The organism is Streptomyces sp. NPDC004629 (genome assembly GCF_042873595.1).
Classification (GTDB): domain Bacteria; phylum Actinomycetota; class Actinomycetes; order Streptomycetales; family Streptomycetaceae; genus Streptomyces.
Genome location: NZ_JBIALO010000013.1, coordinates 115,397 through 139,765 on the forward strand (window position 1 = coordinate 115,397; position 24,369 = coordinate 139,765).

18 protein-coding genes and 2 pseudogenes are annotated in these 24,369 nt (G+C 71.2%); 11 read left to right on the forward strand and 9 right to left on the reverse strand.

Features of this window, described 5'->3' with window-relative positions; translation table 11 throughout:
• The first annotated feature begins 529 nt into the window (after positions 1-529).
• The 8 genes from ACFYTE_RS21450 (at position 530) to ACFYTE_RS21485 (ending at position 11,159) form a co-directional block, all read left to right on the forward strand.
• Positions 530-4,360, forward strand: coding sequence for a nitrate- and nitrite sensing domain-containing protein (locus ACFYTE_RS21450; RefSeq protein ID WP_388712540.1), 3,831 nt, complete (start codon positions 530-532; stop codon positions 4,358-4,360).
• A 9-nt stretch (positions 4,361-4,369) separates the two neighbouring features.
• The gene (locus ACFYTE_RS21455; protein ID WP_121890767.1) at positions 4,370-4,783 is read left to right on the forward strand and encodes a roadblock/LC7 domain-containing protein; all 414 of its coding nucleotides are present in this window, start codon (positions 4,370-4,372) and stop codon (positions 4,781-4,783) included.
• 111 nt (positions 4,784-4,894) lie between these two features.
• Positions 4,895-5,293 (forward strand): DUF742 domain-containing protein, encoded by a 399-nt coding sequence (locus ACFYTE_RS21460; protein WP_121890765.1) that lies wholly within the window; start codon positions 4,895-4,897, stop codon positions 5,291-5,293.
• Complete coding sequence (locus ACFYTE_RS21465) at positions 5,274-5,849, forward strand: ATP/GTP-binding protein (RefSeq protein WP_388712543.1); 576 nt, start codon at positions 5,274-5,276, stop codon at positions 5,847-5,849. Before ACFYTE_RS21460 ends, ACFYTE_RS21465 begins: the two co-directional genes overlap by 20 nt.
• Before the next feature lie 395 nt (positions 5,850-6,244).
• Entirely contained in the window at positions 6,245-9,508 is a 3,264-nt protein-coding gene (locus tag ACFYTE_RS21470; RefSeq protein ID WP_388712546.1) for a nitrate- and nitrite sensing domain-containing protein, read from the forward strand.
• Between the two features lie 10 nt (positions 9,509-9,518).
• Entirely contained in the window at positions 9,519-9,932 is a 414-nt protein-coding gene (locus ACFYTE_RS21475; protein WP_004983065.1) for a roadblock/LC7 domain-containing protein, read from the forward strand.
• Between the two features lie 95 nt (positions 9,933-10,027).
• Positions 10,028-10,597, forward strand: a complete 570-nt coding sequence (locus ACFYTE_RS21480; RefSeq protein ID WP_388712550.1) for a DUF742 domain-containing protein — start codon at positions 10,028-10,030, stop codon at positions 10,595-10,597.
• The gene (locus tag ACFYTE_RS21485) at positions 10,578-11,159 is read left to right on the forward strand and encodes an ATP/GTP-binding protein (protein ID WP_029183992.1); all 582 of its coding nucleotides are present in this window, start codon (positions 10,578-10,580) and stop codon (positions 11,157-11,159) included. The genes ACFYTE_RS21480 and ACFYTE_RS21485 overlap by 20 nt, the downstream gene beginning before the upstream one ends.
• Before the next feature lie 287 nt (positions 11,160-11,446).
• On the opposite strand, the gene ACFYTE_RS21490 is transcribed toward ACFYTE_RS21485, so the two are convergent.
• Together ACFYTE_RS21490 and ACFYTE_RS21495 are read right to left on the reverse strand one after the other, a co-directional pair.
• The gene (locus ACFYTE_RS21490; protein WP_388712554.1) at positions 11,447-11,644 is read right to left on the reverse strand and encodes an acyl-CoA carboxylase subunit epsilon; all 198 of its coding nucleotides are present in this window, start codon (positions 11,642-11,644) and stop codon (positions 11,447-11,449) included.
• A gap of 66 nt (positions 11,645-11,710) precedes the next feature.
• Positions 11,711-13,306, reverse strand: a complete 1,596-nt coding sequence (locus ACFYTE_RS21495) for an acyl-CoA carboxylase subunit beta (RefSeq protein WP_388712556.1) — start codon at positions 13,304-13,306, stop codon at positions 11,711-11,713.
• Positions 13,307-13,708: 402 nt separating this feature from the next.
• On the opposite strand from ACFYTE_RS21495, the gene ACFYTE_RS21500 reads away from it, so the two are divergent.
• Entirely contained in the window at positions 13,709-14,317 is a 609-nt protein-coding gene (locus tag ACFYTE_RS21500; protein WP_388712559.1) for a YceI family protein, read from the forward strand.
• Positions 14,318-14,344: 27 nt separating this feature from the next.
• Here the strand turns inward: ACFYTE_RS21500 and ACFYTE_RS21505 are convergent, their stop codons facing one another.
• Positions 14,345-15,730 (reverse strand): hypothetical protein, encoded by a 1,386-nt coding sequence (locus ACFYTE_RS21505; protein WP_388712562.1) that lies wholly within the window; start codon positions 15,728-15,730, stop codon positions 14,345-14,347.
• Positions 15,731-15,815: 85 nt separating this feature from the next.
• On the opposite strand from ACFYTE_RS21505, the pseudogene ACFYTE_RS21510 reads away from it, so the two are divergent.
• A pseudogene (locus ACFYTE_RS21510) lies at positions 15,816-15,950 on the forward strand (MarR family transcriptional regulator); the annotation flags it as partial.
• Between the two features lie 280 nt (positions 15,951-16,230).
• Here ACFYTE_RS21510 and cimA read toward each other — a convergent pair.
• The 5 genes and pseudogenes from cimA to ACFYTE_RS21535 form a co-directional block, all read right to left on the reverse strand.
• The gene (gene cimA / locus ACFYTE_RS21515) at positions 16,231-17,841 is read right to left on the reverse strand and encodes a citramalate synthase (RefSeq protein WP_388712565.1); all 1,611 of its coding nucleotides are present in this window, start codon (positions 17,839-17,841) and stop codon (positions 16,231-16,233) included.
• A gap of 283 nt (positions 17,842-18,124) precedes the next feature.
• A complete protein-coding gene (locus tag ACFYTE_RS21520) occupies positions 18,125-19,426 on the reverse strand; it encodes an MFS transporter (RefSeq protein ID WP_388712568.1) in 1,302 nt (433 codons plus the stop codon).
• A gap of 109 nt (positions 19,427-19,535) precedes the next feature.
• Positions 19,536-19,622: pseudogene (locus ACFYTE_RS21525) on the reverse strand (transcriptional regulator); the annotation flags it as partial.
• 148 nt (positions 19,623-19,770) lie between these two features.
• Positions 19,771-20,859, reverse strand: coding sequence for a branched-chain amino acid aminotransferase (locus ACFYTE_RS21530; protein ID WP_388712571.1), 1,089 nt, complete (start codon positions 20,857-20,859; stop codon positions 19,771-19,773).
• Between the two features lie 243 nt (positions 20,860-21,102).
• Complete coding sequence (locus ACFYTE_RS21535; protein WP_388712574.1) at positions 21,103-22,146, reverse strand: 3-isopropylmalate dehydrogenase; 1,044 nt, start codon at positions 22,144-22,146, stop codon at positions 21,103-21,105.
• A gap of 154 nt (positions 22,147-22,300) precedes the next feature.
• On the opposite strand from ACFYTE_RS21535, the gene ACFYTE_RS21540 reads away from it, so the two are divergent.
• The gene (locus ACFYTE_RS21540) at positions 22,301-23,866 is read left to right on the forward strand and encodes a purple acid phosphatase family protein (RefSeq protein WP_388712577.1); all 1,566 of its coding nucleotides are present in this window, start codon (positions 22,301-22,303) and stop codon (positions 23,864-23,866) included.
• A 299-nt stretch (positions 23,867-24,165) separates the two neighbouring features.
• Here ACFYTE_RS21540 and ACFYTE_RS21545 read toward each other — a convergent pair whose 3' ends face one another.
• Positions 24,166-24,297: a hypothetical protein gene (locus ACFYTE_RS21545; RefSeq protein ID WP_019983049.1), complete on the reverse strand. Its 132-nt coding sequence runs from the start codon at positions 24,295-24,297 to the stop codon at positions 24,166-24,168.
• Positions 24,298-24,369 lie beyond the last annotated feature (72 nt).

Sequence of the window (24,369 nt, forward strand, 5' to 3'; positions counted from 1 at the left end):
CTTCCCTCTTGTAAAGCGTCAGGCTAAACATCCGATTCCCCGGCGCCGTCGTGAAGTGCGCGTGATGAGCGTGTGAGTTTGCTCACGAATCCAGGCACAAACCGGTCAATCCTGACCGTCAACTGCCCTCAGCGAAACGGACATTGCGGTCCTGAACCTGGCATTCCGCTCCTGATCATCGCGACTGGGACACGGTCCGACGGTCGCCGACTCGCTGGAGTAAGTCCGTTATGTGCGAGATCTTTTTCCACGTCTCGTGACGCCGTACTCACACGCTGTCACAGAGGTCACGGGCTGACCCACGGGCCTTGTTGGAGATCCGGCACTGTGCTGGAATTCCACGGACCGCCGCGGGATCGAGCCGGCGCTTCAGGGGGCGCGAAGCAGCGCCGAGTGGCGGCGAGACAGGGGGAGCCAGCGCCGGTCACTCACGACCACCCGGGGGGCGTATTCAGGGCGCTCCCCGACAACGCCGACACCGCCCGTCCGCTCACGCGGAGGGGCGCCTGGTCCAGAGGTTGCGACGCTAGTGCAGGGACGTTTCAAGAGGGATGGCAGCGCTCCGGCGGAGCCGGAGGCGCACGGCGGGACCGGCCGCGGCGCCTCGCCCCAGCACGCCCAGAACCCGGGCCCGGCCCCGTCCGGCGACGGCGGAGAGCGCCCCGGGCGCCCCGCTGCCCCGTCCACGCCGCCGAGCCCCGCGCCGCCGGTCAGGTCCGCCAAGGGCCCGACCGGCCCCGGATCGCGAATAGCCCTGCGCAACTGGCGTATCTCCACGCGTCTGGTGTCGCTGCTCACGCTTCCCGTGGTCGCGGCCACCTCGCTGGGTGCGCTGCGCATCAACCAGTCCATGGAAGACATCCAGCAGCTCGACAACATGAAGCTGCTGACGGCCATGACGAAGCAGGCGACCGAACTCGCCGCGGCGCTCCAGGAGGAGCGCGACCAGTCGGCCGGGCCGCTGGCGCACGGCCTGAAGGCGGACAACTTCACCGTCAAGGGCTACCAGGACCGCACCGACCGGGCCCTGACCAACTTCCTCAACGCCTCCGAAGACATCGATGCCGCGAGCAAGGACGGCAACCTCCAGGGCGTCCGCGACAGCCTCGTCGGCCTGGCCGGCCAGCTGGACGGCCTGGCCAAGGTCCGCCGCTCCGCGTACCAGTCCAAGGACAACTCGACCCAGACGGTCGAGGCGTACCACCGGCTGATCACCCAGCTGATCGGCCTCTCCTCGGACATGGCGCAGGCGTCCAGCAACCCGGAGATGATCCAGCGCACCCGCGCCCTGGCGGCCTTCTCCACCGCCAAGGAGTACGCGTCCGTGCAGCGCGCCGTCATCGCCGCGGCCCTGCCCGACACCAACAAGACGGTCGGCAACCTCTCCGACAACGACCGCCTCTACGGCGATTCGGCGCTGCAGAGCGAGTCCTCCGAGCTGAACATCTTCCGCAAGCTCTACTCCGCGCAGGGCGCCGAGGAACTCCTCAAGCCCATCGACGAGGGCAACCCGACCATCGAGTCCGCGGACACGTACGCCAAGCGCGCGCTCGGCGGCGAAGAGGGCATCAGCGGGCTCCCGAAGCGCTCCTACCGCGACTGGGTCGACGACAGCTCGACCAAGATCGAGCAGATGAAGAAGATCGAGCACACGCTGCTCGAAGAGATGGAGCAGAAGGCCCGCGAGCTGCGCAGCGCCACCGAGCGCGACGCGATCATCTCCGGTGCGCTGATCCTGATCGTCCTCGGGGTCTCCCTGGTCGGCGCGTTCGTCGTCGCCCGGTCCATGATCCGCTCGCTGCGCCGGCTCCAGGACACCGCGACCAAGGTCGCCCAGGACCGGCTGCCCGAGCTGGTCAAGCAGCTGTCCGAGGCCGACCCGCAGGACGTCGACACGTCCGTGGAGTCGGTCGGTGTGCACTCCCGGGACGAGATCGGCCAGGTGGCCGCGGCCTTCGACGACGTGCACCGCGAGGCGGTCCGCCTCGCCGCCGAGCAGGCCCTGCTGCGGGGCAACGTCAACGCGATGTTCACCAACCTCTCGCGCCGCTCCCAGGGCCTCATCCAGCGCCAGCTGTCGCTCATCTCCGAACTGGAGTCCCGCGAGGCCGACCCGGACCAGCTGTCCTCGCTGTTCAAGCTGGACCACCTCGCCACGCGTATGCGCCGCAACGGCGAGAACCTTCTCGTCCTCGCCGGCGAGGAGCCCGGCCGCCGCTGGACCCGCCCGGTCCCGCTGGTCGACGTGCTGCGCGCCGCCGCCTCCGAGGTGGAGCAGTACGAGCGGATCGAGCTGGCCTCGGTGCCGACCACCGAGGTCGCCGGACGCGTCGTCAACGACCTCGTGCACCTGCTGGCCGAGCTGCTGGAGAACGCGACCTCGTTCTCCTCGCCGCAGACGAAGGTCAAGGTCACCGGTCATGCGCTGCCCGACGGCCGGGTGCTGATCGAGATCCACGACACCGGCATCGGCCTCTCCCCCGAAGACCTCGCGGCGATCAACGAGCGGCTCGCCTCGCCGCCCACCGTGGACGTCTCCGTCTCCCGCCGCATGGGCCTGTTCGTGGTCGGCCGGCTGTCACAGCGGCACGGCATCCGCATCCAGCTGCGTCCGTCCGACTCGGGTGGCACGACGGCGCTGGTCATGCTGCCCGTCGATGTCGCCCAGGGCGGCAAGAAGCCCGCTCCGGGCAAGCCGGGTGTGCCCGCCACGGGCGGCCCGGCCGCCGCGCAGGCCGCCGCGGGCGCGGCCGCGGCCCGGCGGGGAGCCGGCCAGGGCGGACCGGGTCCCCTCGGCGCCGGTGCGCCCGGCGGCGGTGGCCGGCTCGGTGCCGGATCCGGTGCGCGCGGCCAGGTCGGCGCCGGCCAGGGTCCGCGGGCCGCGCTGCCCGGCACGGGCCAGGGCGGCCGGCCGGGTGCGCCCGCCGGCGCACGCGGGCCGCAGCAGGGCCCGCCCACCCCGGCCGGAGCGGGCGCCGGACCCTTCGGCGGTCAGGCACCGGGCGCTCCGCAGGGCCTTCAGGCGGCCGGTACAGGCGGACCTGAGCAGGACGTCTTCGGCGGCATGCCCCCGCGGCGCGGCGGCGGCGCCGACCAGGGCCGGCCGCCGCAGCTGCCGCCGCGCGGCGGGCCGCGGGCCGAGTTGCCGGGCGGCAACCCGCAGCAGCGCACGCCCAGCTGGGGCGACGAGAACGCGCAGCCGCCGCTGTCCCGGGCCTCGCTCGACACCCCGCGCGGCCATGACGAGCAGGATCCGGCGCAGACCTCGCGCATGCCGCGGTTCGACGACCGCCAGGGCCCCGGTTCGACGACGGAGATGCCGGCGATCCCGGCGGCCGACGCCGCCCAGGGTCCGGCCGCCACGGGCGAGTTCCCCCGGCCGGACTTCACCGGTGCGAACGGCACCCAGAACACCGGCCAGTTCGCCCGCTCCGCCTTCGACGACCCGCAGGGCGGCGGCTCGTTCGGCCGCCCGGGCAGGCCCGGCCAGCAGGGCTCGGGCCAGTTCGTGCGCTCCGACGTCTTCGGCACGCCGAGCGGCCGGCCGGACGCCCCCGCCCCGGACCGGTTCGCCGCCCAGCAGGCGTACGACGACGGTTCCACCGGCTCCTTCGCCACGCCGGACTACGACAACGGCTCCACGGGGCAGTTCCCGGCGCAGGGTTACGACGACGGCTCCACCGGCCAGTTCCCGGCACAGGGCTACGACAACGGCTCCACCGGCCAGTTCCCGGCACAGGGCTACGACAACGGCTCCACCGGCCAGCACGCGCTGCCCGGCCGGCCGAACCAGCAGCACACGGGCCAGTTCGAACGGCCGCAGAGCAACGGCCGGGGCACCGACCTCTCCGGACAGCGCCCGTCGGTGCCGCCGCGGCGCGCGCCCCGTCAGGAGCCGGAGGCGCTGCCCCCGGCGAGCGGTCCCGGTGACGGCCGTACTCCGCTGTACGACACCCTGGAGACCAACTGGTTCCGCGGCGGCCAGCAGGGCAACGGCTCGGCTCCGGCCGGGCAGCAGCCACAGGGCGGGCCGGCTCCTTCGACGGGCCCGCAGCGTCCCGTCACCAGTTCCTGGCGCAGCTCGCCGAACGACGAACTCGTCCGGCAGGCCGAGCGGGTGCGCCAACCGGCGGCGGGCGGGGTCACCACCTCCGGCCTGCCGCGCCGGGTACCCCGGGCGAACCTCGTCCCGGGCACGGCTCAGCAGCAACAGCACCAAAGCGGTCCGCAGGTCTCGCGCGCGCCCGATGACGTGCGCGGCCGGCTGACCAATCTCCGTCGGGGTATCGCGCAGGGTCGTCAGGTCAACAACGGCCAGACCGGCAGCTTCCCGAGCCCCACTCACCAGCAGGAGCGTTAGTTGAGCCAGATGAGCCAGGCGGCACAGAATCTCAACTGGTTGATCACCAACTTCGTGGACAACACCCCAGGGGTGTCCCACACCGTCGTCGTGTCCGCCGACGGACTCCTTCTGGCGATGTCGGAAGGCTTTCCCCGGGACCGCGCCGACCAGCTCGCGGCCGTCGCCTCCGGGCTCACCTCGCTGACGGCCGGGGCCTCCCGGATCTTCGAGGGGGGCGATGTGGCGCAGACGGTCGTCGAGATGGAACGCGGTTTCCTCTTCCTCATGTCCATCTCCGACGGCTCGTCCCTCGCCGTCCTGGCCCACCCCGAGTGCGACATCGGCCTCGTCGGCTACGAGATGGCGCTCCTCGTCGACCGCGCGGGCGCCGTCCTCACACCCGACCTGCGCGCCGAACTACAGGGCAGTCTGCTCCACTGACCGGCCCCGGATCCACCCAGCTCACCAAATCACCGTCCGGCCGCCACAAACCCCCCACCGGCCCCGTCAGACGGCACGACTGACCGACCTGCTGTCCCGCCCGGAGGATTCATGACCCCGCCCACCGCCTCTCATGATCCGTACGCGGAGCCGTACGGGGACGAGGGCGACCAGCCGCTGGTACGTCCCTACGCGATGACCGGCGGCCGGACCCGGCCGCGCTACCAGCTCGCCATCGAGGCACTGATCAGCACCACGGCCGACCCGGCAGCGCTCATGGGGCTGCTCCCGGAGCACCAGCGCATCTGCCACCTGTGCCGCGAGGTGAAGTCCGTGGCCGAGGTGTCCGCGCTCCTCACCATGCCGCTGGGCGTGGCCCGGATCCTGGTCGCCGACCTCGCCGAGGCCGGCCTGGTCGCCATCCACCAGCCGGGTGGCGACGAGAACAACGGCGGTGCACCGGACGTGACACTGCTCGAAAGGGTGCTCAGTGGACTTCGCAAGCTCTGACGGGGGCCGGGCCACCACCTCCGCGAAGATCGTGGTGGCGGGTGGCTTCGGCGTCGGCAAGACGACCTTCGTCGGTGCCGTCTCCGAGATCAACCCGCTGCGCACGGAGGCCGTGATGACGTCCGCCAGCGCGGGCATCGACGACCTCACCCACACCGGGGACAAGACCACCACCACGGTGGCCATGGACTTCGGCCGCATCACGCTCGACCAGGATCTGATCCTGTACCTGTTCGGCACCCCCGGCCAGGACCGGTTCTGGTTCATGTGGGACGACCTGGTGCGCGGCGCCATCGGCGCCGTGGTCCTGGTGGACACCCGCCGGCTGGCCGACTGCTTCCCCGCGGTCGACTACTTCGAGAACAGCGGTCTGCCGTTCGTCATCACGCTCAACGGTTTTGACGGCCACCAGCCGTACACCCCCGACGAGGTCCGTGAGGCACTGCAGATCGGGCCGGACACGCCGATCATCACGACGGACGCCCGGCACCGGGCCGACGCCAAGAGTGCACTGATCACGCTGGTCGAGCACGCCCTGATGGCACGGCTGAGGTAGCACTCAAGTAGGCAATGACATACGGCAGTTGTCGTACGGACAGCGGAGTCGGCTGTGGCTTTTGACACGGTCGGCTCCGCTGTTCATAACGTTTCGGCAGAGGAATCGGGTGGTACGGCCACGCGTCGCGGTCGACCGGTGCCGCTGCGCTCACAAAGGCCCCGTCTTTTGACGGGGCTCGCTCTTTATGACCGTTTTATCTGCGGTTCGGATCACTCGGAATCCATGGTTTCCACTGTTTGGAAGTGCGCTGGTCGTCGTGCTGGAATGCCTGAACTGCCCATTAGTCAAAGACGTACTCAGTAGCTGAGTGGGGCTGAGTGGTCCCTGACCTACGGGGCTCTGAGAGACTGCGGCACGACGTAGGTGCCCGCCGCCGAGAGGTTGTTGGTCGAGTGAGGCGAAGCAAGAGCGGTCCCGAGCCGTCGGCCCGGGGAAACTTCACCCCGCCGCCGCGCGCTGCGGCGCCCACCCCTGTGCCCGGCCCGGAGCGGTCGGCGGCCCCCGCCCCGCGCGGCGGCCGCCTCTCTCCGCGCAACTGGCGGGTGCCCACCCGGCTGAACGCGATCCTGCTGATACCCGTGGTGGTCGGTCTCGTCATGGGCGGCTTCCAGGTGAAGAGTTCGATCGACACCTGGCAGCAGGCCCGGGACGCGGAGAGCACCGCCCGCCTGGTCCGCGCCGCCCTCACCTATGCCGACGCCCTCTACATCGAGCGTGACGTCTCCGCGGCGCCACTGCTGCTGAACACCGACAAGGACACCGTCACCGAGGCCCGCAAGAAGACCGACCAGGCCGCCGCCGCCTTCGACGAGGCCGCCCAGGGCATGCCGCACAAGGCCGGCCTGGAGCGCCGTCTGAAGCTGTTCCGGCAGGAAGAACCGAAGCTCCAGGGCCTGCGCGGGAGCGCCTACACCACCAAGCTCACCGGCGTGAACACCGAAGAGGGCTACGTCGGCATCGCCCACCCCCTGATGGAGTTCGCCAACGAACTCGGTCTTGGCACCGGCAACATCACCTCCTACGGCCGTACCGTCTACGCCATCTCGCTGACCAAGGCCGCGCTGTCGCTGGAGCGTTCCATCGGCATGCACCTGCTGGTCAAGCCCGGCCCGGACGCGCCGAACCTGGCCACCCAGCGGGTCGCCCTCTCCTCGTACGCCTACCTGGAGCGGGTCGCCGTCGAGGAGTACCGCGCCGGTGGCACCGAGGCGGACGCGCAGAAGCTCGTCGACGCCGAGAAGAAGATCAAGGCCGACGGCGCCGCACTGGTCCAGGAGGCCAAGGCCAAGGACCCGAAGTACGTGGCCCCGCCGTCCAACCCGACCACGATGGTCTCCGCCGTGGCCACGCTGCCGGACACCAGCGCGCTCGCCCGTGACCAGCTCGCCCAGAAGGGCATCACCGCGCAGAACTGGTGGGCGGTCAACACCCTGAAGTTCACCGCGTACCGCCAGATCGAGGCGGACCTGGCCGACAAGGCGGTGAGCGAGGCCTCCGGCATCGCCGCCGACGCCCGGACCGCCGCCATCATCACGGGTGCCGCGGTCGTGGTCGCGCTGCTCGTCGCCTTCATCCTGGCCGGTGCCGTCGCCCGGCAGATGAGCCGCTCGATGCGGCAGCTGCGCAACGCCGCCTTCGGCATCGCCGAGCAGCGCCTGCCGATGCTGGTCGACCAGCTCTCGCGCACCGACCCCGGCCGCGTCGACACCCGGGTCGCACCGATCCCGATCGCCTCGACCGACGAGATCGGCGAGGTGGCCCGGGCCTTCGACCAGGTCCACCGGGAGGCCGTCCGGCTCGCCGCCGAGCAGGCCATGCTGCGGGGCAACATCAACGCGATCTTCACCAACCTCTCGCGCCGCAACCAGTCGCTGATCGAGGGCCAGCTGACCCTGATCACCGACCTGGAGAACAACGAGGCCGAACCGGACCAGCTGGAGAACCTGTTCCGGCTGGACCATCTGGCGACCCGTATGCGCCGCAACGGCGAGAACCTGCTCGTCCTCGCCGGCGAGGAACCCGGCCGCCGCTGGGACCAGCCCGTCCCACTCGTCGACGTGCTGCGCGCCGCCGCCTCCGAGGTGGAGCAGTACGAGCGCATCGAACTGTCTGGCGTACCGGAGGCCGAGATCCACGGCCGTGCGGTCACCGACCTCGTGCATCTGCTGGCCGAGCTGCTGGAGAACGCCACGACGTTCTCCTCCCCGCAGACCAAGGTGCGCGTCACCGCCACCCGGCTGCCGGACGGTCGGATCATGATCGAGATCCACGACAAGGGCATCGGCCTGACCGCCGAGGACTTCGCGGACATCAACCACAAGCTCGCCAACCCGCCGACCGTGGACGCGGCGATCTCCCAGCGCATGGGCCTGTTCGTGGTCGGCCGGCTGTCCGACCGGCACGGCATCCGCGTCCAGCTGCGGCCCTCCGGAGAGCAGGCGGGCACCACCTCCCTGGTCATGCTCCCCGACGCCATCACCCACGGCGGTGGCGGTGAACAGCCGCTGGACCGCGAGGAGTTCACGGTCTCGCAGATCATCCCGGAGCAGCAGTTCCAGGGTGAGAACTTCAACCAGCCGCCGATGCGCACCGCCGCCGAACTCGGCTTCGACGACAGCCGCTACACCGACGTCCCCGACGACATCCGCGAACTGGACCCGGTGGGCCGCTCGCTGATGCGCGAGGAGCGCCGCGCGGCCCTTGAGGCCCAGTCGCAGGACCCGGCCCAGTCCGCCCAGGCACGGCCGGAGACCCCCGAGGCGCCCCCCTACGCCGAGGAGTTCGGCGCGCCGGCCTACGACGCCGAGGGGAGCGGCTACCCGGAGCAGCACGCGGCCTACGACCGGCAGCCGGCCTACGAGGAGCCGGGCCGTGCGGCGTACGACGAGCAGTACTTCTCAGCGGGCGGCGGCCTCCCGCAGGGCGCCCCCTACCCGACGGGCGGCGGCCTCCCGCAGGGCGACCCCTTCCCGACGGGCGGCGGCTACCCGGAGCCTTCTTATGCGGAGCCCGTCCAGGAGCGGCAGGCCGGCGCGCACGCCGCCGCGGCCGACTCCTTCCGCCCCTTCGAGGAGCAGCCCCAGCAGGGAGGCCGGCCGCAGCAGGACGTTTACCACAACGGCTATCCGGCCCAGTACGCTGCCGAAGCGGAATCTGCGCAGGCCGGTGACGTGACGGAGCGGGACCGCGTAGGCTTCGACCGTCCGGGACCGGCTTCCTCCGCCGTCCACGAGCTGACCGACGCCGGGCTGCCCCGCCGCGGATCCAACGCGAGCGATCCGAACGGCAACGGCACGGGCGGCGCGGCGGGCGCGCGCCAGGAGCCGTCCGCTCCCGCGCAGGGGAGCAACGGCGACGGCGTCTGGCGTTCGGCCAACGACGAGCGCTGGCAGCAGGCCTCGCAGCTGCGCAAGCCCAAGGCAGGCGGGGTCACCGCCTCCGGCCTGCCTCGGCGGGTGCCCAAGGCCAACCTGGTCGAGGGCGCCGCGGAAGCCACTCCGCAGGGAGGCCCACAGGTCTCCCGTGCCCCGGAAGACGTCCGGGGCCGGCTGAGCAACCTGCGTCGGGGCGTCCAGCGCGGACGCAGCGCCGGCGCAGGCAGTGAAACGAACGGCCAGGGCCTCGGTCCTGACAGCACCTACGACCAGGAGCGTTAGTGTGAGCCCGATGAGCCAGGCGGCACAGAACCTGAACTGGTTGATCACCAACTTCGTGGACAACACCCCGGGGGTGTCCCACACGGTGGTGGTCTCCGCCGACGGACTCCTTCTGGCGATGTCCGAAGGCTTTCCCCGCGACCGCGCCGACCAGCTCGCGGCCGTCGCCTCCGGTCTGACGTCTCTGACGGCAGGCGCCTCCCGGATCTTCGAGGGGGGCAGCGTGAATCAGACGGTTGTGGAGATGGAGCGGGGATTCCTCTTCATCATGTCCATCTCCGACGGCTCGTCCCTCGCAGTCCTGGCACACCCGGAGGCGGACATCGGCCTCATCGGGTACGAGATGGCGCTTTTGGTGGACCGCGCGGGCACGGTTCTCACCCCGGATCTCCGCGCGGAGCTCCAGGGAAGCCTTCTCAACTAACAGACAGACGGTGCGTTTTCGGGTCCCGGGGCCGTAAGGTTTCGGGACGCGGCTTCCCAGGGACGGGTGCCCGGCACGGTCGGAGGAGGAGAAGAGTGGTAACACCCCCAAGCGGTTCGTCAGCGGGTAACTGGTCGTACGGCCCCGCCCAGGGCCAGGGCGACGGTTCGGCGAACCGGTACAACTTCCCCTCCACCCCGAGCCACCGGCAGCCGTACGCACCGCAGGGCCCCGGCCCTTCGCCGTACGACCAGCCGCCGGCGCCGCGCATCCAGCCGGTGCAGCCGCAGCGCCGTCCCGAGCCGGCGCCCGCCACGGCGGCGAACAACCCCTTGGTGCGTCCGTACGCCATGACCGGCGGCCGGACCCGCCCGCGGTACCAGCTCGCCATCGAGGCGCTGGTGCACACCACCGCGCAGCCGCACCAGATGCAGGGCCAGTTGCCCGAGCATCAGCGGATCTGCCACCTGTGCCGAGAGATCAAGTCGGTCGCCGAGATCTCGGCGTTGCTGACCATCCCCCTCGGCGTGGCCAGGATCCTCGTCGCCGACTTGGCGGAGGCGGGCCTGGTCGCCATCCATCAGCCCGGCGGCGACGAGAACGCCGGTGGCCAGCCAGACGTGACACTGCTCGAAAGGGTGCTCAGTGGACTTCGCAAGCTCTAGCGGCGGTCCTTCCCGCTCCACCACCTCCGCGAAGATTGTGGTGGCGGGCGGCTTCGGCGTGGGTAAGACCACGTTCGTCGGCGCTGTCTCGGAGATCAACCCGCTGCGCACAGAGGCCGTCATGACGTCCGCTTCGGCAGGCATCGACGATCTCACCCACACCGGGGACAAGACGACCACGACGGTCGCCATGGACTTCGGCCGCATCACCCTGGACCAGGATCTGATCCTGTATCTGTTCGGCACCCCCGGCCAGGACCGGTTCTGGTTCATGTGGGACGACCTGGTGCGCGGTGCCATCGGCGCGATCGTGCTGGTCGACACCCGTCGGCTGGCCGACTGCTTCCCCGCGGTCGACTACTTCGAGAACTCGGGTCTCCCCTTCGTCATCGCCCTGAACGGCTTCGACGGCAACCAGCCGTACTCCCCCGACGAGGTGCGTGAGGCGCTGCAGATCGGGCCGGACACGCCGATCATCACGACGGACGCGCGGCATCGGGCGGATGCGAAGAGTGCGCTGATCACTCTCGTGGAGCATGCGTTGATGGCTCGGCTGCGCTGAGTTGTTTTCGGCGGCGTTCGGCCACCGGGGTGCCGCGGGCGGTTGTGCGCCGGCTGCGGGTGGTTCGTGGCTGGTCGCGCCGTTCCCCGCGCCCCCTTCGGGGCGCGTCACCCTTCATTCGAAGTGCGCGGCTTCGGTGGTTCGGCCACCGGGGTGCCGCGGGCGGTTGTGCGCCGGCTGCGGGTGGTTCGTGGCCGGTCGCGCCGTTCCTCGCGCCCCCTTCGGGGCGTATGGCGAAGGGCCCCTCTTGTGAGGGGCCCTTCTTGGTGTGTGTTGTGGGGGGTGGGCTAGCCGTGCCAGCTGTGGGGGGCTCGGAAGCCTGGTTCGCGGTCCAGGCGGCGCCAGCCCGCCTTGGCGCGGCCCCGGTGCGCGGGGGCAGCCTCAAAGCTGCGGGCGGCGGCACGGGCCAGCAGGATCGCCGTTATGGCGGCGACCTCCTCGGGCTCGGCGTGGCCCTTCTCGACGCGGATGTCGGGAGTGTTCATGGCTGTCAGTCTCCGTGAGAGAGGTTTCCGCGCGGGAACCAGTGGGTTACCGCGGGTCCGCCGGGGTCACTGCGGGGGGTTGCCGTGCTTGCGCGAGGGCAGGTCGGCGTGCTTGGTGTGCAGCATCGCAAGGGACTTGGCCAGCACCTCGCGGGTCTCGGCCGGGTCGATGACGTCGTCCACCAGGCCGCGCTCCGCCGCGTAGTACGGGTGCATCAGCTCGGCCTTGTACTCCTTGACCATCTTCTGCCGCATGGCCTCGGGGTCCTCGGCCTCGGCGATCTGCCGGCGGAAGATGACGTTGGCCGCGCCGTCCGCACCCATCACCGCGATCTCGTTGGTGGGCCAGGCGTACGTGAGGTCGGCGCCGATGGACTGGCTGTCCATGACGATGTACGCGCCCCCGTACGCCTTGCGGAGGATGAGCGAGATCCTCGGCACGGTCGCGTTGCAGTAGGCGTACAGCAGCTTCGCGCCGTGCCGGATGATCCCGCCGTGCTCCTGGTCGACACCGGGGAGGAACCCAGGGACATCCAGGAAGGTGACGATCGGGACGTTAAAAGCGTCACACATCTGGACAAAGCGCGCAGCTTTTTCACTCGCCTCGATGTCCAGCACACCCGCGAGCACCTGCGGCTGGTTGGCGACGATGCCGACGACCTGTCCGTCGATGCGGGCCAGTGCGCAGATGATGTTGCGGGCCCAGCGCTCGTGGACCTCCAGGTACTCGCCGTCGTCGACGATCTCCTCGATGACCTTGACCATGTCGTAGGGGCGGTTGCCGTCCGCCGGGACCAGGTCGAGCAGGGCCTCGCCGCGCCGGTCCACCGGGTCGGCCGACTCCACGCGCGGCGGGTTCTCGCGGTTGTTCTGCGGCAGCAGCGACAGGAGGTAGCGCACCTCCGCGATGCAGGTCTCCTCGTCGTCGTAGGCGAAGTGGCACACGCCGGAGGTCTCGGCGTGCACGTCGGCCCCGCCCAGGCCGTTCTGGGTGATCTCCTCGCCGGTGACCGCCTTGACCACGTCGGGCCCGGTGATGAACATCTGCGAGGTCTCACGGACCATGAACACGAAGTCGGTGAGCGCCGGGCTGTAGGCGGCGCCGCCCGCGCACGGCCCGAGCATCACGCTGATCTGCGGGATGACACCCGACGCCTTGGTGTTGCGCTGGAAGATGCCGCCGTAGCCGGCCAGCGCAGAGACGCCCTCCTGGATCCGGGCGCCCGCGCCGTCGTTCAGGGACACCAGCGGGGCGCCGGCCGCGATGGCCATGTCCATGATCTTGTGGATCTTCGTGGCGTGCGCCTCGCCCAGCGCACCGCCGAAGATCCGGAAGTCATGGGCGTAGACGAAGACCGTACGGCCCTCCACCGCACCCCAGCCGGTGATCACACCGTCCGTGTGCGGCTTCTTGGCCTCCAGGCCGAACCCGGTCGCCCGGTGCCGCCGCAGCTGCTCGACCTCCTGGAAGGACCCCGCGTCCAGGAGCAGCTCGATCCGCTCCCGCGCCGTCAGCTTGCCCTTGGCGTGCTGCGCCTCGGTCGCCTTCTCGCTGGGGCCCGCCAGCGCCCGCGCGCGGATGGCGTGCAACTCGGCGACCCGCCCGCGCGCGTCCGCCGGTTCGCCGGTCGGCTCACCCGTCGTCTCTTCCAAAACGGTCATGTAGCGACCTTACGAAGGACATCAAGAAAAGCGAGCCGTCGACTCCGTACAGTCTCCGGCCCGTTTTCCTGGTACCCCTGAACAGAACCTCACCGCCATGCAGCCGTTCCGACTGCTCAGAGGGTGTCGCGCTTGTGGAGATGCCACAAAGTCGTCACCGGAGAGCCACCTCACATTCGCGCACGGCACATGCCATCCCCGGAGTGACAGGGACCCTCGGACGGCGGTCCGCGCAGAGCCTAGCGCTACGGTCGTCCCGCCGGGGAACCGCGTGACGCACCGTGCGAGAGGCGACACACCGGCGGATGATGTTGAATATTGAACCGGATGGGTCTACGGTCTTCACCGACAGCTCATTGAACATTCAACATCAATGATCTCTTCGTCCCCAAGGAGCACGAGATGGGCATCTTCGGCAACAAGCACGCCGACCAGACGACCGACGCCGCCGCAGCGACGGTGAGCCCCGACCTGGCCTCGGTCACCGGCGACTACACGATCGACCCGGCCCACACCACGATCGGCTTCGTCGCCCGCCACGCCATGGTCACCAACGTCAAGGGCAGCTTTACGGAACTGTCCGGCACGCTGCACCTCGACGGCACCGACCCCGCCAAGTCGACCGCCTCGCTGGACGTCACGATGGACAGCATCGAGACCGGCAACGCCGACCGCGACGGCCACCTGAAGTCGGCCGACTTCTTCAAGACCGACGAGTTCCCGACGATGACCTTCCGCTCCACCAAGGCGGAGTCCCTGGGCGGGGACGACTACCGCATCACCGGTGATCTGTCCATCCTCGGCGTCACCAAGCCGCTCTCCATCGACCTTGAGTTCAACGGCTCCGCCAAGGACCCCTTCGGCAACGAGCGCGTCGGGTTCGAGGGCAAGGCGGAGATCCTGCGCTCCGAGTGGGGTCTGACCTGGAACGCGGCCCTGGAGACGGGCGGTGTCCTGGTCTCCGACAAGATCAAGCTGAACTTCGACATCTCGGCGATCAAGAACGCCTGAGCCGCCGGTCCCCCGTCAGGGCCGGTCTCAGAAGCCGCCGCCGAAGTCGCCGCCCCCGCCGACGTCCCCTCCCCCGTCGAAGCCGCCGCCGTCGCCGAACCCGCCCCCGAAGTCGTCGGGGTCGAAGTCGGCGCCCGACACATCACCGCCCTGGTAGCCGCCCGCGCCGAAGTCCCCGGAGCCGGTGCCGTAGTCGGCCGCGTACGCCGGGGCGGTGAGCGCGCTGCCGAGCAGCGTGCCGACGAGGAGGCCGGGCAGGATGCCGCCGCCGAAGTAGCCGCCTGCCCAGGGGCCGTAGACCGGGCCCGCGTCCCAGTAGGGGCGGCGGCCGTGCTCGGTGTCGACCTCGCGGACCGCCGGGTCCCGGCCGTCGGCCAGACGGGTGGCGTCGGCCGCGCAGACCGGGACCTCGCGCGCGGTGCCGCCGGGCGGGGTCCAGGTGGCGTCGGCGACCGAGGGGCCGTGGCGGGGGTCGAAGAAGCAGGGCGGGCGGCGGGCCGGCAGCGGGCGGCCCTCGCGGCGTGCGGCCAGCTGCGCCAGCGAGAAGCGGCCGTCCTCCAGGGTCCGGGTGACGGCGCGTACGTCCTCGGGTCCACGGGCCGCCGCCATGTACTGCTTCGCCTGCTCGTAGGCGTCCAGCGCCCGCTCGTAGTCCGCGCGCATCGCGTCGTCGGCGCCGGCCTCGGCCGGGTGGAAGTCCAGCCGGTCCAGTTCCTCGCCGAAGGCCGTGATGTCCTCGTCCACGACCACCCGCAGCCGGTCCAGGGCGGCCCGCTGTTCCTGCTCCTGGTGCCGCCGGCCGCGCCGCACCAGGGTGTAGGCGCCGAGCCCGCCCGCGACCAGCACGGCGGCCGTGATGATCAGCGCCGTACCGGACGCGCCGCCGGCGCCGCCCGACGAGCCCCAGGACGCCGGGGCCCGCCCGCCCATGTGGGCGAGGGCGCGGTCGGTGAAGTCGGTCAACTGGGTGCCGGCACTCTCGCCCTGGACGCTGGTGACCAGGTTGCGCACGGCCGTGCGGGACAGGACCGAGGAATCGGCGCGGGCGTCGAAGCGGTCGCCGAGGCGGACGGCGTACAGGCCGGTGAGGCCGGTGGCGGTGCGCAGGTCGGTGAACAGGTTCCGGGTGGGGTAGCCGGCCGGCAGGACGGCGATGAAGACGGGTTTGCCGGCCGCCTCGATCCGATCGGTCAGGGCCCGCGCCTGCGCCGTCGACAGCTGTCCGGTGGCCGCCGGGTCGACGTACACGGGGCCCTTGCGGAGGGCGTCCGCGACGGACGATACGTGGGTCGCCGCCGTAGCGCCGGGCGCGAACACGGTCATGGCGACCAGCGCCAAGGCGGCCAGCAGCAGTGCCGGGAGGCTTCGGGCCCGTCGTACGGCCGCGGGTGCGGCCCTCGGTACGGCCTTCATCCTTCGAAGCTACCCGAAGCCTGCCAAAAGCGGTTGTTGTCCTCATGGCATCGGCCACGGCCGCCTTCCGCTCCTTCAGAGGGCGCCGGCCGCCGCCCGGCTGGAGAACATCGCCCGCTTCCTCGACTTCATCAGCGAAAGCATCACGCGCGCCGCCGAGCAGGCCCGCGCGGTCCTGCACAGCAAACCCGAAACGCTCCGCGGCTCGCTCCGCGGGTAGGGGCGGGACATGTCGTCGGGCGGCTGCGGCGGCGTCGTGGCTGGGCGCGCCCGCGCGGCGGAGCCGCACATTGATACAGCCCCGCGCCCCTTTCGGGGCGTGCCCGTTCGGGTTGCCGATGAGGCGCCGGCGCCGAGCGCTCCGCGGGTAGGGCGGGACACGTCGTCGGGCGGCTGCGGCGGCGTCGTGGCTGGGCGCGCCCGCGCGGCGGAGCCGCACATTGATACAGCCCCGCGCCCCTTGGGGGCGCGGGGCACTTGGGGGGTGGGGGCCCCGGGGGTTACTTTGCTGGTTCTACTGCTGCTCGGAGTAGGCCGTAGGTGTAGGCGTCCTCCAGGGCCTGCCAGGAGGCTGCGATGACGTTCTCGGCGACGCCCACCGTGGACCACTCGCCGCTGCCGTCGGAGGTGGCGATCAGGACCCGGGTCGTGGACTGGGTGCCGTGCTTGCCTTCCAGGATGCGCACCTTGTAGTCGACGAGGTCGAGCTTGGCGAGCTGCGGGTAGATCTTCTCCAGCGCCACCCGCAGGGCCCGGTCGAGGGCGTTGACCGGGCCGTTGCCCTCCGCCGTGGCGACGATGCGCTCACCCTTGGCCCAGAGCTTGACCGTGGCCTCGTTGGCGTGGGTGCCGTCGGGGCGGTCCTCGACGATGGCCCGCCAGGACTCGACCCGGAAGTAGGTCAGGGGCCTGCCCTCGGCCTCCGCACGCAGCAGCAGCTCGAACGAGGCGTCCGCCGCCTCGTAGGTGTAGCCCTTCAGCTCGCGTTCCTTGACCCGCTCGACGACCCGGCCGACCAGTTCGCGGTCGCCGCCGAGGTCGATGCCGAGTTCCCTGCCCTTCAGCTCGATGGAGGCCCGGCCCGCCATGTCGGAGACCAGCATGCGCATGGTGTTGCCGACCCGTTCGGGGTCGATGTGCTGGTACAGGTCCGGGTCGACCTTGATGGCGGAGGCGTGCAGGCCGGCCTTGTGGGCGAAGGCGGAGACGCCGACGTACGGCTGGTGGGTGGACGGGGTGAGGTTCACGACCTCGGCGATCGCGTGCGAGATGCGCGTCATCTCACGCAGCCGGCCCTCCGGGAGGACCTTCTTGCCGTACTTCAGTTCCAGGGCCGCGACCACCGGGAAGAGGTTGGCGTTGCCGACCCGCTCGCCGTAGCCGTTCGCGGTGCACTGCACATGCGTGGCGCCGGCGTCCACGGCCGCGAGGGTGTTGGCCACCGCGCAGCCCGTGTCGTCCTGGGCGTGGATGCCGAGCCGGGCGCCGGTGTCCGCGAGGACCGTGGCGACCACGGCCTGGATCTGGGCGGGCAGCATGCCGCCGTTGGTGTCGCACAGCACCACCACGTCCGCGCCGGCCTCCGCGGCGGCCCGGACGACCGCCTTCGCGTACTCGGGGTTGGCCCGGTAGCCGTCGAAGAAGTGCTCGCAGTCGACGAACACCCGGCGGCCCTGCGCGCGCAGGTGGGACACGGTGTCGCGGACCATCTCCAGGTTCTCGTCGAGCGTGGTGCGCAGCGCCAGCTCCACGTGCCGGTCGTGCGACTTGGCGACCAGGGTGATGACCGGGGCGCCGGACTCCAGGAGCGCCCTGACCTGCGGGTCGTCCGCGGCCTTGGCGCCGGCGCGACGGGTCGAGCCGAACGCGACGAGCTGGGCGTGCCGGAAGTCGATCTCCTGCCGGGCGCGGGCGAAGAACTCGGTGTCCCGCGGGTTCGCGCCGGGCCACCCGCCCTCGATGAAGCCCACTCCGAAGTCGTCCAGGTGCCGGGCGATGGCGAGCTTGTCCGCGACGGTGAGGTTGATGCCCTCGCGCTGCGCGCCGTCGCGCAGCGTGGTGTCGAAGACGTGGAACGAGTCGTCGAGCTCGCTGGTTTCCGTCTCGGTCATGGTCTCAAGGCTCCTGTTTGGGATCTCGGTCGTACCGGAATGACCGGCTCCACCGTCCCCCCAATACTCCCTCGCGCTCCGTTCCCGGCTGAAGATGGGCCAGGAAACGAAAAAACCCCTCGCGGGTGCGAGAGGTCTGCGCGCGGGTCGAGGACGACGGTGGCCACCCGTACCTGGTCGTACGTGGTGGTCACTGCGGACCGGCGCGCCTGCTGCCAATAATCATGGCGAACGAGAGCACGGGGGCAGTGTGGCACAGTCCGCCCCCGGCTCACCGCCCGTCTCAGGATGCGGTCGTCGCACGAGACGCCTCGCGAGACGGCACCCGGGTCAGATCCAGGTCCTTCGTCTCCCGCATGGTGATGTACACCACGAGGGACACCGCGGCGCAGCCGGCCACGTACCAGGAGAAGCCGGACTCCGCGCCCGCGTCCTTGAACCACAGCGCGACGTATTCCGCCGTGCCGCCGAACAGGGCGTTGGCGATCGCGTAGGGCAGCGCCACGCCGAGCGCGCGCACCCCGGTCGGGAACAGCTCCGCCTTCACGCACGCGTTGATCGAGGTGTAGCCGGTGACCACGACGAGCGCGAGCAGGGCGAGGCCGAGGGCGGGCCAGTAGCCGTCCGCGTGCTTCAGCAGGGTCATGATCGGCACGGTGAGCACGGTGGAGCCGACCGCGAAGGTGATCAGCAGCGGCCGGCGGCCGATCCGGTCGGAGAGCCGGCCGGCGAGGGGTTGCAGACAGGCGAAGACGATCAGCGCGGTGAAGGAGACGAGGGTGGCGGTCTCCTTGGACAGACCCGCCGAGTTCGACAGGTACTTGGTGAGGTAGGTGGTGTACGTGTAGTAGGCGACCGTGCCGCCCATGGTCAGCGCGATGACCAGGAACGCCTCCCGCCGGTGCCGCCACAGGGCGCGCAGGGTGCCGCGCTCCTCGCCGCCCGAGGTGTCCTGCGCGTACACCTCGGTCTCCAGCATGGTGCGGCGCAGGTAGAAGACGACGGCGGCGCCGAGCGCGCCCACCACGAACGGGATGCGCCAGCCGTAACTGTGCAGCGCGTCGTCGGACATGGTGCGCTGCAGGACGATCAGCAGGCCGAGGCCGACGATCTGGCCCGCGGTCATGGACACGTACTGGAAGCTGGAGGCGAAGCCGCGCCTGCGCGGGTCCGTCGCCTCGGTGAGGTAGGTGGCGCTGGCCGCGTACTCGCCGCCCACCGACAGCCCTTGCAGCAGACGGGCGACGAGCAGGACGAGCGCACCGCCGTAGCCGGCCACCGCGTAGGTCGGCGCGACGGCGATGAGCACCGCGGACGCGGACATCAGCGTGACGGTCAGGGTCAGCGCGGCCTTGCGTCCCCTGCGGTCGCCCACCCGGCCCAGCAGCCAGCCGCCGACCGGGCGCATGAAGAAGCCGACGGCGAAGATGCCCGCGGTGTTCATCAGCTGGGCGGTGGGGTTGCCGCTCGGGAAGAACGCCCCGGCGAAGTAGGTGGCGAAGCTCGCGTACACGAACCAGTCGAACCACTCGACCATGTTGCCCGCCGAGCCGATCCAGATCCTCTTCCAATGCTCTCGTCCCATGGACGTAACGTGCCGGGGGTTCGCAGGTGCGACAAGAGCGAACCGCATTGTGTTCATTGCGTTCACGGGGCGTGCGGGGCCCCGGCCGCCGACGCCGTCAGGCGTCCGGGACCTCCAGCCAGAGCGTCCAGTGCGGATCGCGGTGGCCGTCGGGAACGTACAGGTCGACGTAGGCGTCGAGGCGGGCCCGTACCGCTGGTTGCTCGCGCCGTTCCCTGCGCCCCTTCGGGGGCGTCGGCGCCGTCGTCCCGGCCGGGGCCGCCGGGTGGTGTCCCCGCCGACCGGCTTCGCGCCGGACCCCGGGACTCGGGGCCCGGGGCGGAGCCGGGGTGTTGGTGTGGGGATCAGGCGAGGGGGTGCATCCAGGCGTGGCTGTCCTCGGTGACGCCGCGCTGGATGTCGAGGAGGGCCTGGCGGAGTTCGAGGGTGACCTTGCCGGGCTCGCCGTCCGACTGCTTCCACTCGGCGCCCGCGCGCTTGACCGTGCCGACCGGGGTGATGACGGCGGCGGTGCCGCAGGCGAACACCTCGGTGAGGGTGCCGTCCTCCGAGTCCCGCTGCCACTGCTCGATGGAGACGCGGGCCTCCTCCGACTCGTAACCGAGGTCGCGGGCCACGGTCAGGAGGCTGTCGCGGGTGACGCCCTCCAGGATCGAGCCGCTGAGGGTCGGCGTCACGATCTTGTTGCCGTACACGAAGTACAGGTTCATGCCGCCGAGTTCCTCGATCCACCGGTGCTCGACCGCGTCGAGGTAGCAGACCTGGTCGCAGCCCTCGGCCGCCGCCTCCGCCTGGGCGAGCAGGGAGGCGGCGTAGTTGCCGCCCGTCTTGGCGTCGCCCATGCCGCCCGGAACGGCGCGGACCCGGTTCTCGGAGACCCAGATGGAGACCGGCTCGACGCCCCCGGGGAAGTAGGCGCCGGCCGGGGAGGCGATGACGAGGAACAGATACTCGCTGGCCGGCTTCACGCCCAGCCCGACCTCGGTCGCGATCATGAAGGGCCGCAGGTAGAGGGACTCCTCGCCGCCGTGTGCGGGCACCCAGTCCTTGTCCTGCCGGACCAGGGCGTCACAGGCCTCGATGAAGGTCTCGACCGGCAGTTGGGGCATGGCCAGCCGGCGGGCGGAGCGCTGGAAACGCTTGGCGTTCTGGTCCGGGCGGAAGGTCGCCACGGAGCCGTCGGGGCGGCGGTAGGCCTTGAGACCCTCGAAGATCTCCTGCGCGTAGTGCAGGACGTTGGTGGCCGGGTCGAGGGGGATCGGCGCGTACGGAACGAGCTGGCCGTCGTGCCAGCCCCGGCCCTCGGTCCACTTGATCGTCACCATGTGGTCGGTGAAGTGGCGGCCGAATCCGGGGTTGGCGAGGATCGCCTCCCGCTCCGCTGCGGGCAACGGGTGGGCGGAGGGCTTGAGCTCGATCGTGGGCGTCGTCATGAGTGGTAGTCCTTCACCGGTTGTAGTGACGGGCCGCGCTCACGCCCGCCCGGCCGGCGGCCGGTGCTAGGACGTCCGAGCATTCCCTCATGCCGCGGCTCCGCGTCCGATTATCGCGCGGGGGCACAGGCGGAAGGAATCAGGGTGAATGCGGCCCAGGGGTCGATGGTGGCACCCGGCGGGGACATGGGAAAGCCGCCGGGCGCCTGAGCCACCCGACGGCTTGATGCAGCGCGGCGGGGCTCAGCCGGCTACGCGTACGCGGAGCGCGTCGCCGATGTCCGAGGTGCTGCGGGCGGGTCCCGCGGCGCGCTCCGCGAGGTCGGCGGAGACGGCGTCCTCGATGCGGTCCGCCTCGGTGTCGTAGCCGAGGTGGCGCAGCAGCAGCGCGACGGACAGGACGGTGGCGGTGGGGTCCGCCTTGCCCAGGCCCGCGATGTCCGGGGCCGAGCCGTGGACCGGCTCGAACATGGACGGGAACGCGCCGCTCGGGTTGATGTTGCCGGAGGCGGCCACGCCGATACCGCCGGAGACGGCCGCGGCGAGGTCGGTGATGATGTCGCCGAAGAGGTTGTCGGTGACGATGACGTCGAACCGCTCGGGCTGGGTGACCAGGTAGATGGTGGCGGCGTCGACGTGGATGTACTCGGTGGCGACCTCGGGGTACTCCGCGGCCACCTTGTTGAAGATGTTCGTCCACAGGTGCCCGGCGAAGGTCAGCACGTTGTTCTTGTGGACCAGCGTGAGCTTCTTGCGCGGGCGGGCCTGGGCACGGGCGAAGGCGTCGCGGACCACGCGCTCCACACCGAAGGCGGTGTTGACGGAGACCTCGGTGGCCACCTCGTGCGGGGTGCCCGTGCGGATGGTGCCGCCGTTGCCCGTGTAGGGGCCTTCGGTACCCTCGCGGACGACGATGAAGTCGATCTCCGGCTGACCGGCGAGCGGGGTGGCGACACCGGGGAGCAGCTTCGACGGACGCAGGTTGACGTGGTGGTCGAAGGCGAAACGGAGCTTGAGCAGGAAGCCGCGCTCCAGGACGCCGGAGGGGACCGACGGGTCGCCGATCGCACCGAGCAGGATGGCGTCGTGCTGCTTCAGCGCGTCGAGGTCGGCGTCGGTGAGGGTCTCACCGGTGGCGTGGTAGCGCTGGGCTCCGAAGTCGTACTCCTTGGTCTCCAGCTTCACATCCTGCGGAAGGACGGCGGAGAGGACCTTGAGGCCCTCGGCCACGACCTCCTGGCCGATACCGTCGCCGGGGATCACTGCGAGATTGAGGCTGCGAGACATGTCGGCACCCTACTCCTCGTCCCATGGGATGACACCGACCGTCCGCCATACGGACAACACGGGGGCCGCTCGGACGGGTGACCGGTTGGGTGCTTGGGCGGACGTTCACCCGGATGTGGGGCAGTTGTCGGCGGCCGGTGGGAAGTTCATCGTCATGGAGACCCCCGACTTCGGCATCCCGCGGCGGCTGGCGAGCCGGATGAGCATGGCCGAGCAGCACGAGTATCTGCGGTCCCGGCTGTCCCGGCGCCGCACCCTGGTGACGGCGGGCGCGGTGGCCGGCGGGCTGCTGACCGGCTGCTCGGGGCCGTCCGGACCGGCGTCCGCGCCGGCCTCCGGTCCCGCCGCGGCGACCTCGCGGGTCGCAGGCGCCGCGATCGCCCCGTTCGGCCGTCATCTCGCGTTCGGCGCCGACCCGAAGACCCGGATGCGGATCTCCTGGCAGGTGCCGTTCGCCGTCCGCCGGCCGTTCGTGCGGGTCGGGTCGCGCCCCGACGAGCTGAGCCGCCGGATCGACGCGGAGCTGCGCGACCTGCACACGCCGGGCCTGGACGGGGTGCGTCCGGCGGTGGAGCAGTACTACGTGCACGCGGCCCTGGACGGTCTGCGTCCCGGCACGACGTACTACTACGGCGTCGGCCACGAAGGCTGGGACCCCGCCTCCCCCGCGCACCGCTCGACGATCGCCTCCTTCCGCACCGCACCCGCCACCCCGGAGCGCTTCGTCTTCACGGCCTTCGGCGACCAGGGCGTGAGCAGGAGCGCGAGCGCCAACGACGACGTCCTGCTGCGCCGGCGGCCGGCCTTCCATCTGCACGCGGGCGACATCTGCTACGCGGACGCCAACGGCACCGGCAGCATGTCGGACGGCTACGACCCGCGGTACTGGGACCTGTTCCTGAAGCAGACCGAGCCGGTCGCCCGGTCCGTCCCCTGGATGGTGACGACCGGCAACCACGACATGGAGGCCTGGTACTCCCCGGACGGCTACGGCGGCCAGCTCGCCCGCTTCTCCCTGCCGGACAGCGGCTTCGATCCGCACGGAACACCCGGCGCGTACGCCTTCGTCTACGGCAACGTCGGCTTTGTGGCGCTGGACGCGAACGACGTGTCGTACGAGATCCCGGCCAACCTCGGTCACACGGACGGCCGGCAGACGAAGTGGCTGGACCGTACCCTCGGCGAGCTGCGCTCGGCGCGGGACGTCGACTTCGTGGTCGTCTTCTTCCACCACTGCGCCTACTCCACCTCCACGCACGCCTCCGACGGGGGCGTGCGGGACGCGTGGCTGCCGCTGTTCACGCGGCATCAGGTGGACCTGGTGATCAACGGGCACAACCATGTGTACGAGCGGACCGACGCGGTGCGCGACGGCGCGGTCGGCCGGGCGGTGCCGATCGGCGGGTCCACGGATCCGACCCGGGACGGGATCGTGTACGTCACCGCGGGCGGCGGCGGCCGGAACCTCTACTCGTTCCCGTCCGGGGTCGGGGACAGTCATGAGGGGCATGTCACCCGGCACGACGCGGTGCGGAGCTTCCACTGGACGAAGTCCCGGGACACCGAGGCGGAGACGGTGGAGTGGTCCCGGGTGCGCTACACCGGCTTCTCCGTGCTGGAGGTGGCGGCCGAGGCGGGCACGGCCGCACGGCTGACGGTGTCCGCGCTGGCGCCCAGCGGCGACCGGATCGACCACTTCGAGGTGCGGCGCGGCCGGTAGGGCCGCGGCGCCCCCCCGGCGGGGGGGGGGCCCCCCCCCCGGGGGGGCCCCCCCCCCCCGCGGGCCCCGTTCAGTGGCCGGTGGGGCCGCCGGTGTGGCGGCGGGCGCGGGCGCGCGGGGGGGGGGCGGCGGCGGGGGGGGGGGGGGCGGGCCGGGGGGGGGGGGGGGGGGGGGGGGGCGCCCGGGGGGGGGGGGCCGGGGCTGTGGGGGGGGGGGGGGGGGGGGGGCGGCCCCCCCCCCACCCCGTGCGGGTGCGGCTCCCGGCTTCCGGGGTGGCACGCGCGCCGCGCGGGCCCGGTTCAGTGGCCGGTCTGGCCGCCGTTGTCGCGGCGGTCGAGGGCGCGCTGGAGGGCGGCGGCGGCGTTCTTGCGGTCGGACTCGCTCATGCGGGACACGTGGCGGACTCGGCGGCGGACGGTCGTCTCGGCCATGAGGATCGACTCCTTCGAGATACACCTGGAGTACGGGAAAAGGGGGTTACGAGACGCCGGAGGGGCGGAGAG

Coding starts and splice junctions, on each gene's coding strand:
- ACFYTE_RS21455 (WP_121890767.1), top strand. CDS start 4,370: ATGAGCCAGGCGGCACAGAATCTCAACTGGTTGATCACCAACTTCGTG.
- ACFYTE_RS21460 (WP_121890765.1), top strand. CDS start 4,895: ATGACCCCGCCCACCGCCTCTCATGATCCGTACGCGGAGCCGTACGGG.
- ACFYTE_RS21475 (WP_004983065.1), top strand. CDS start 9,519: ATGAGCCAGGCGGCACAGAACCTGAACTGGTTGATCACCAACTTCGTG.
- ACFYTE_RS21490 (WP_388712554.1), bottom strand. CDS start 11,644: ATGAACACTCCCGACATCCGCGTCGAGAAGGGCCACGCCGAGCCCGAG.
- ACFYTE_RS21495 (WP_388712556.1), bottom strand. CDS start 13,306: ATGACCGTTTTGGAAGAGACGACGGGTGAGCCGACCGGCGAACCGGCG.
- ACFYTE_RS21500 (WP_388712559.1), top strand. CDS start 13,709: ATGGGCATCTTCGGCAACAAGCACGCCGACCAGACGACCGACGCCGCC.
- ACFYTE_RS21505 (WP_388712562.1), bottom strand. CDS start 15,730: ATGAAGGCCGTACCGAGGGCCGCACCCGCGGCCGTACGACGGGCCCGA.
- cimA (WP_388712565.1), bottom strand. CDS start 17,841: ATGACCGAGACGGAAACCAGCGAGCTCGACGACTCGTTCCACGTCTTC.
- ACFYTE_RS21520 (WP_388712568.1), bottom strand. CDS start 19,426: ATGGGACGAGAGCATTGGAAGAGGATCTGGATCGGCTCGGCGGGCAAC.
- ACFYTE_RS21530 (WP_388712571.1), bottom strand. CDS start 20,859: ATGACGACGCCCACGATCGAGCTCAAGCCCTCCGCCCACCCGTTGCCC.
- ACFYTE_RS21535 (WP_388712574.1), bottom strand. CDS start 22,146: ATGTCTCGCAGCCTCAATCTCGCAGTGATCCCCGGCGACGGTATCGGC.
- ACFYTE_RS21540 (WP_388712577.1), top strand. CDS start 22,301: ATGGAGACCCCCGACTTCGGCATCCCGCGGCGGCTGGCGAGCCGGATG.
- ACFYTE_RS21545 (WP_019983049.1), bottom strand. CDS start 24,297: ATGGCCGAGACGACCGTCCGCCGCCGAGTCCGCCACGTGTCCCGCATG.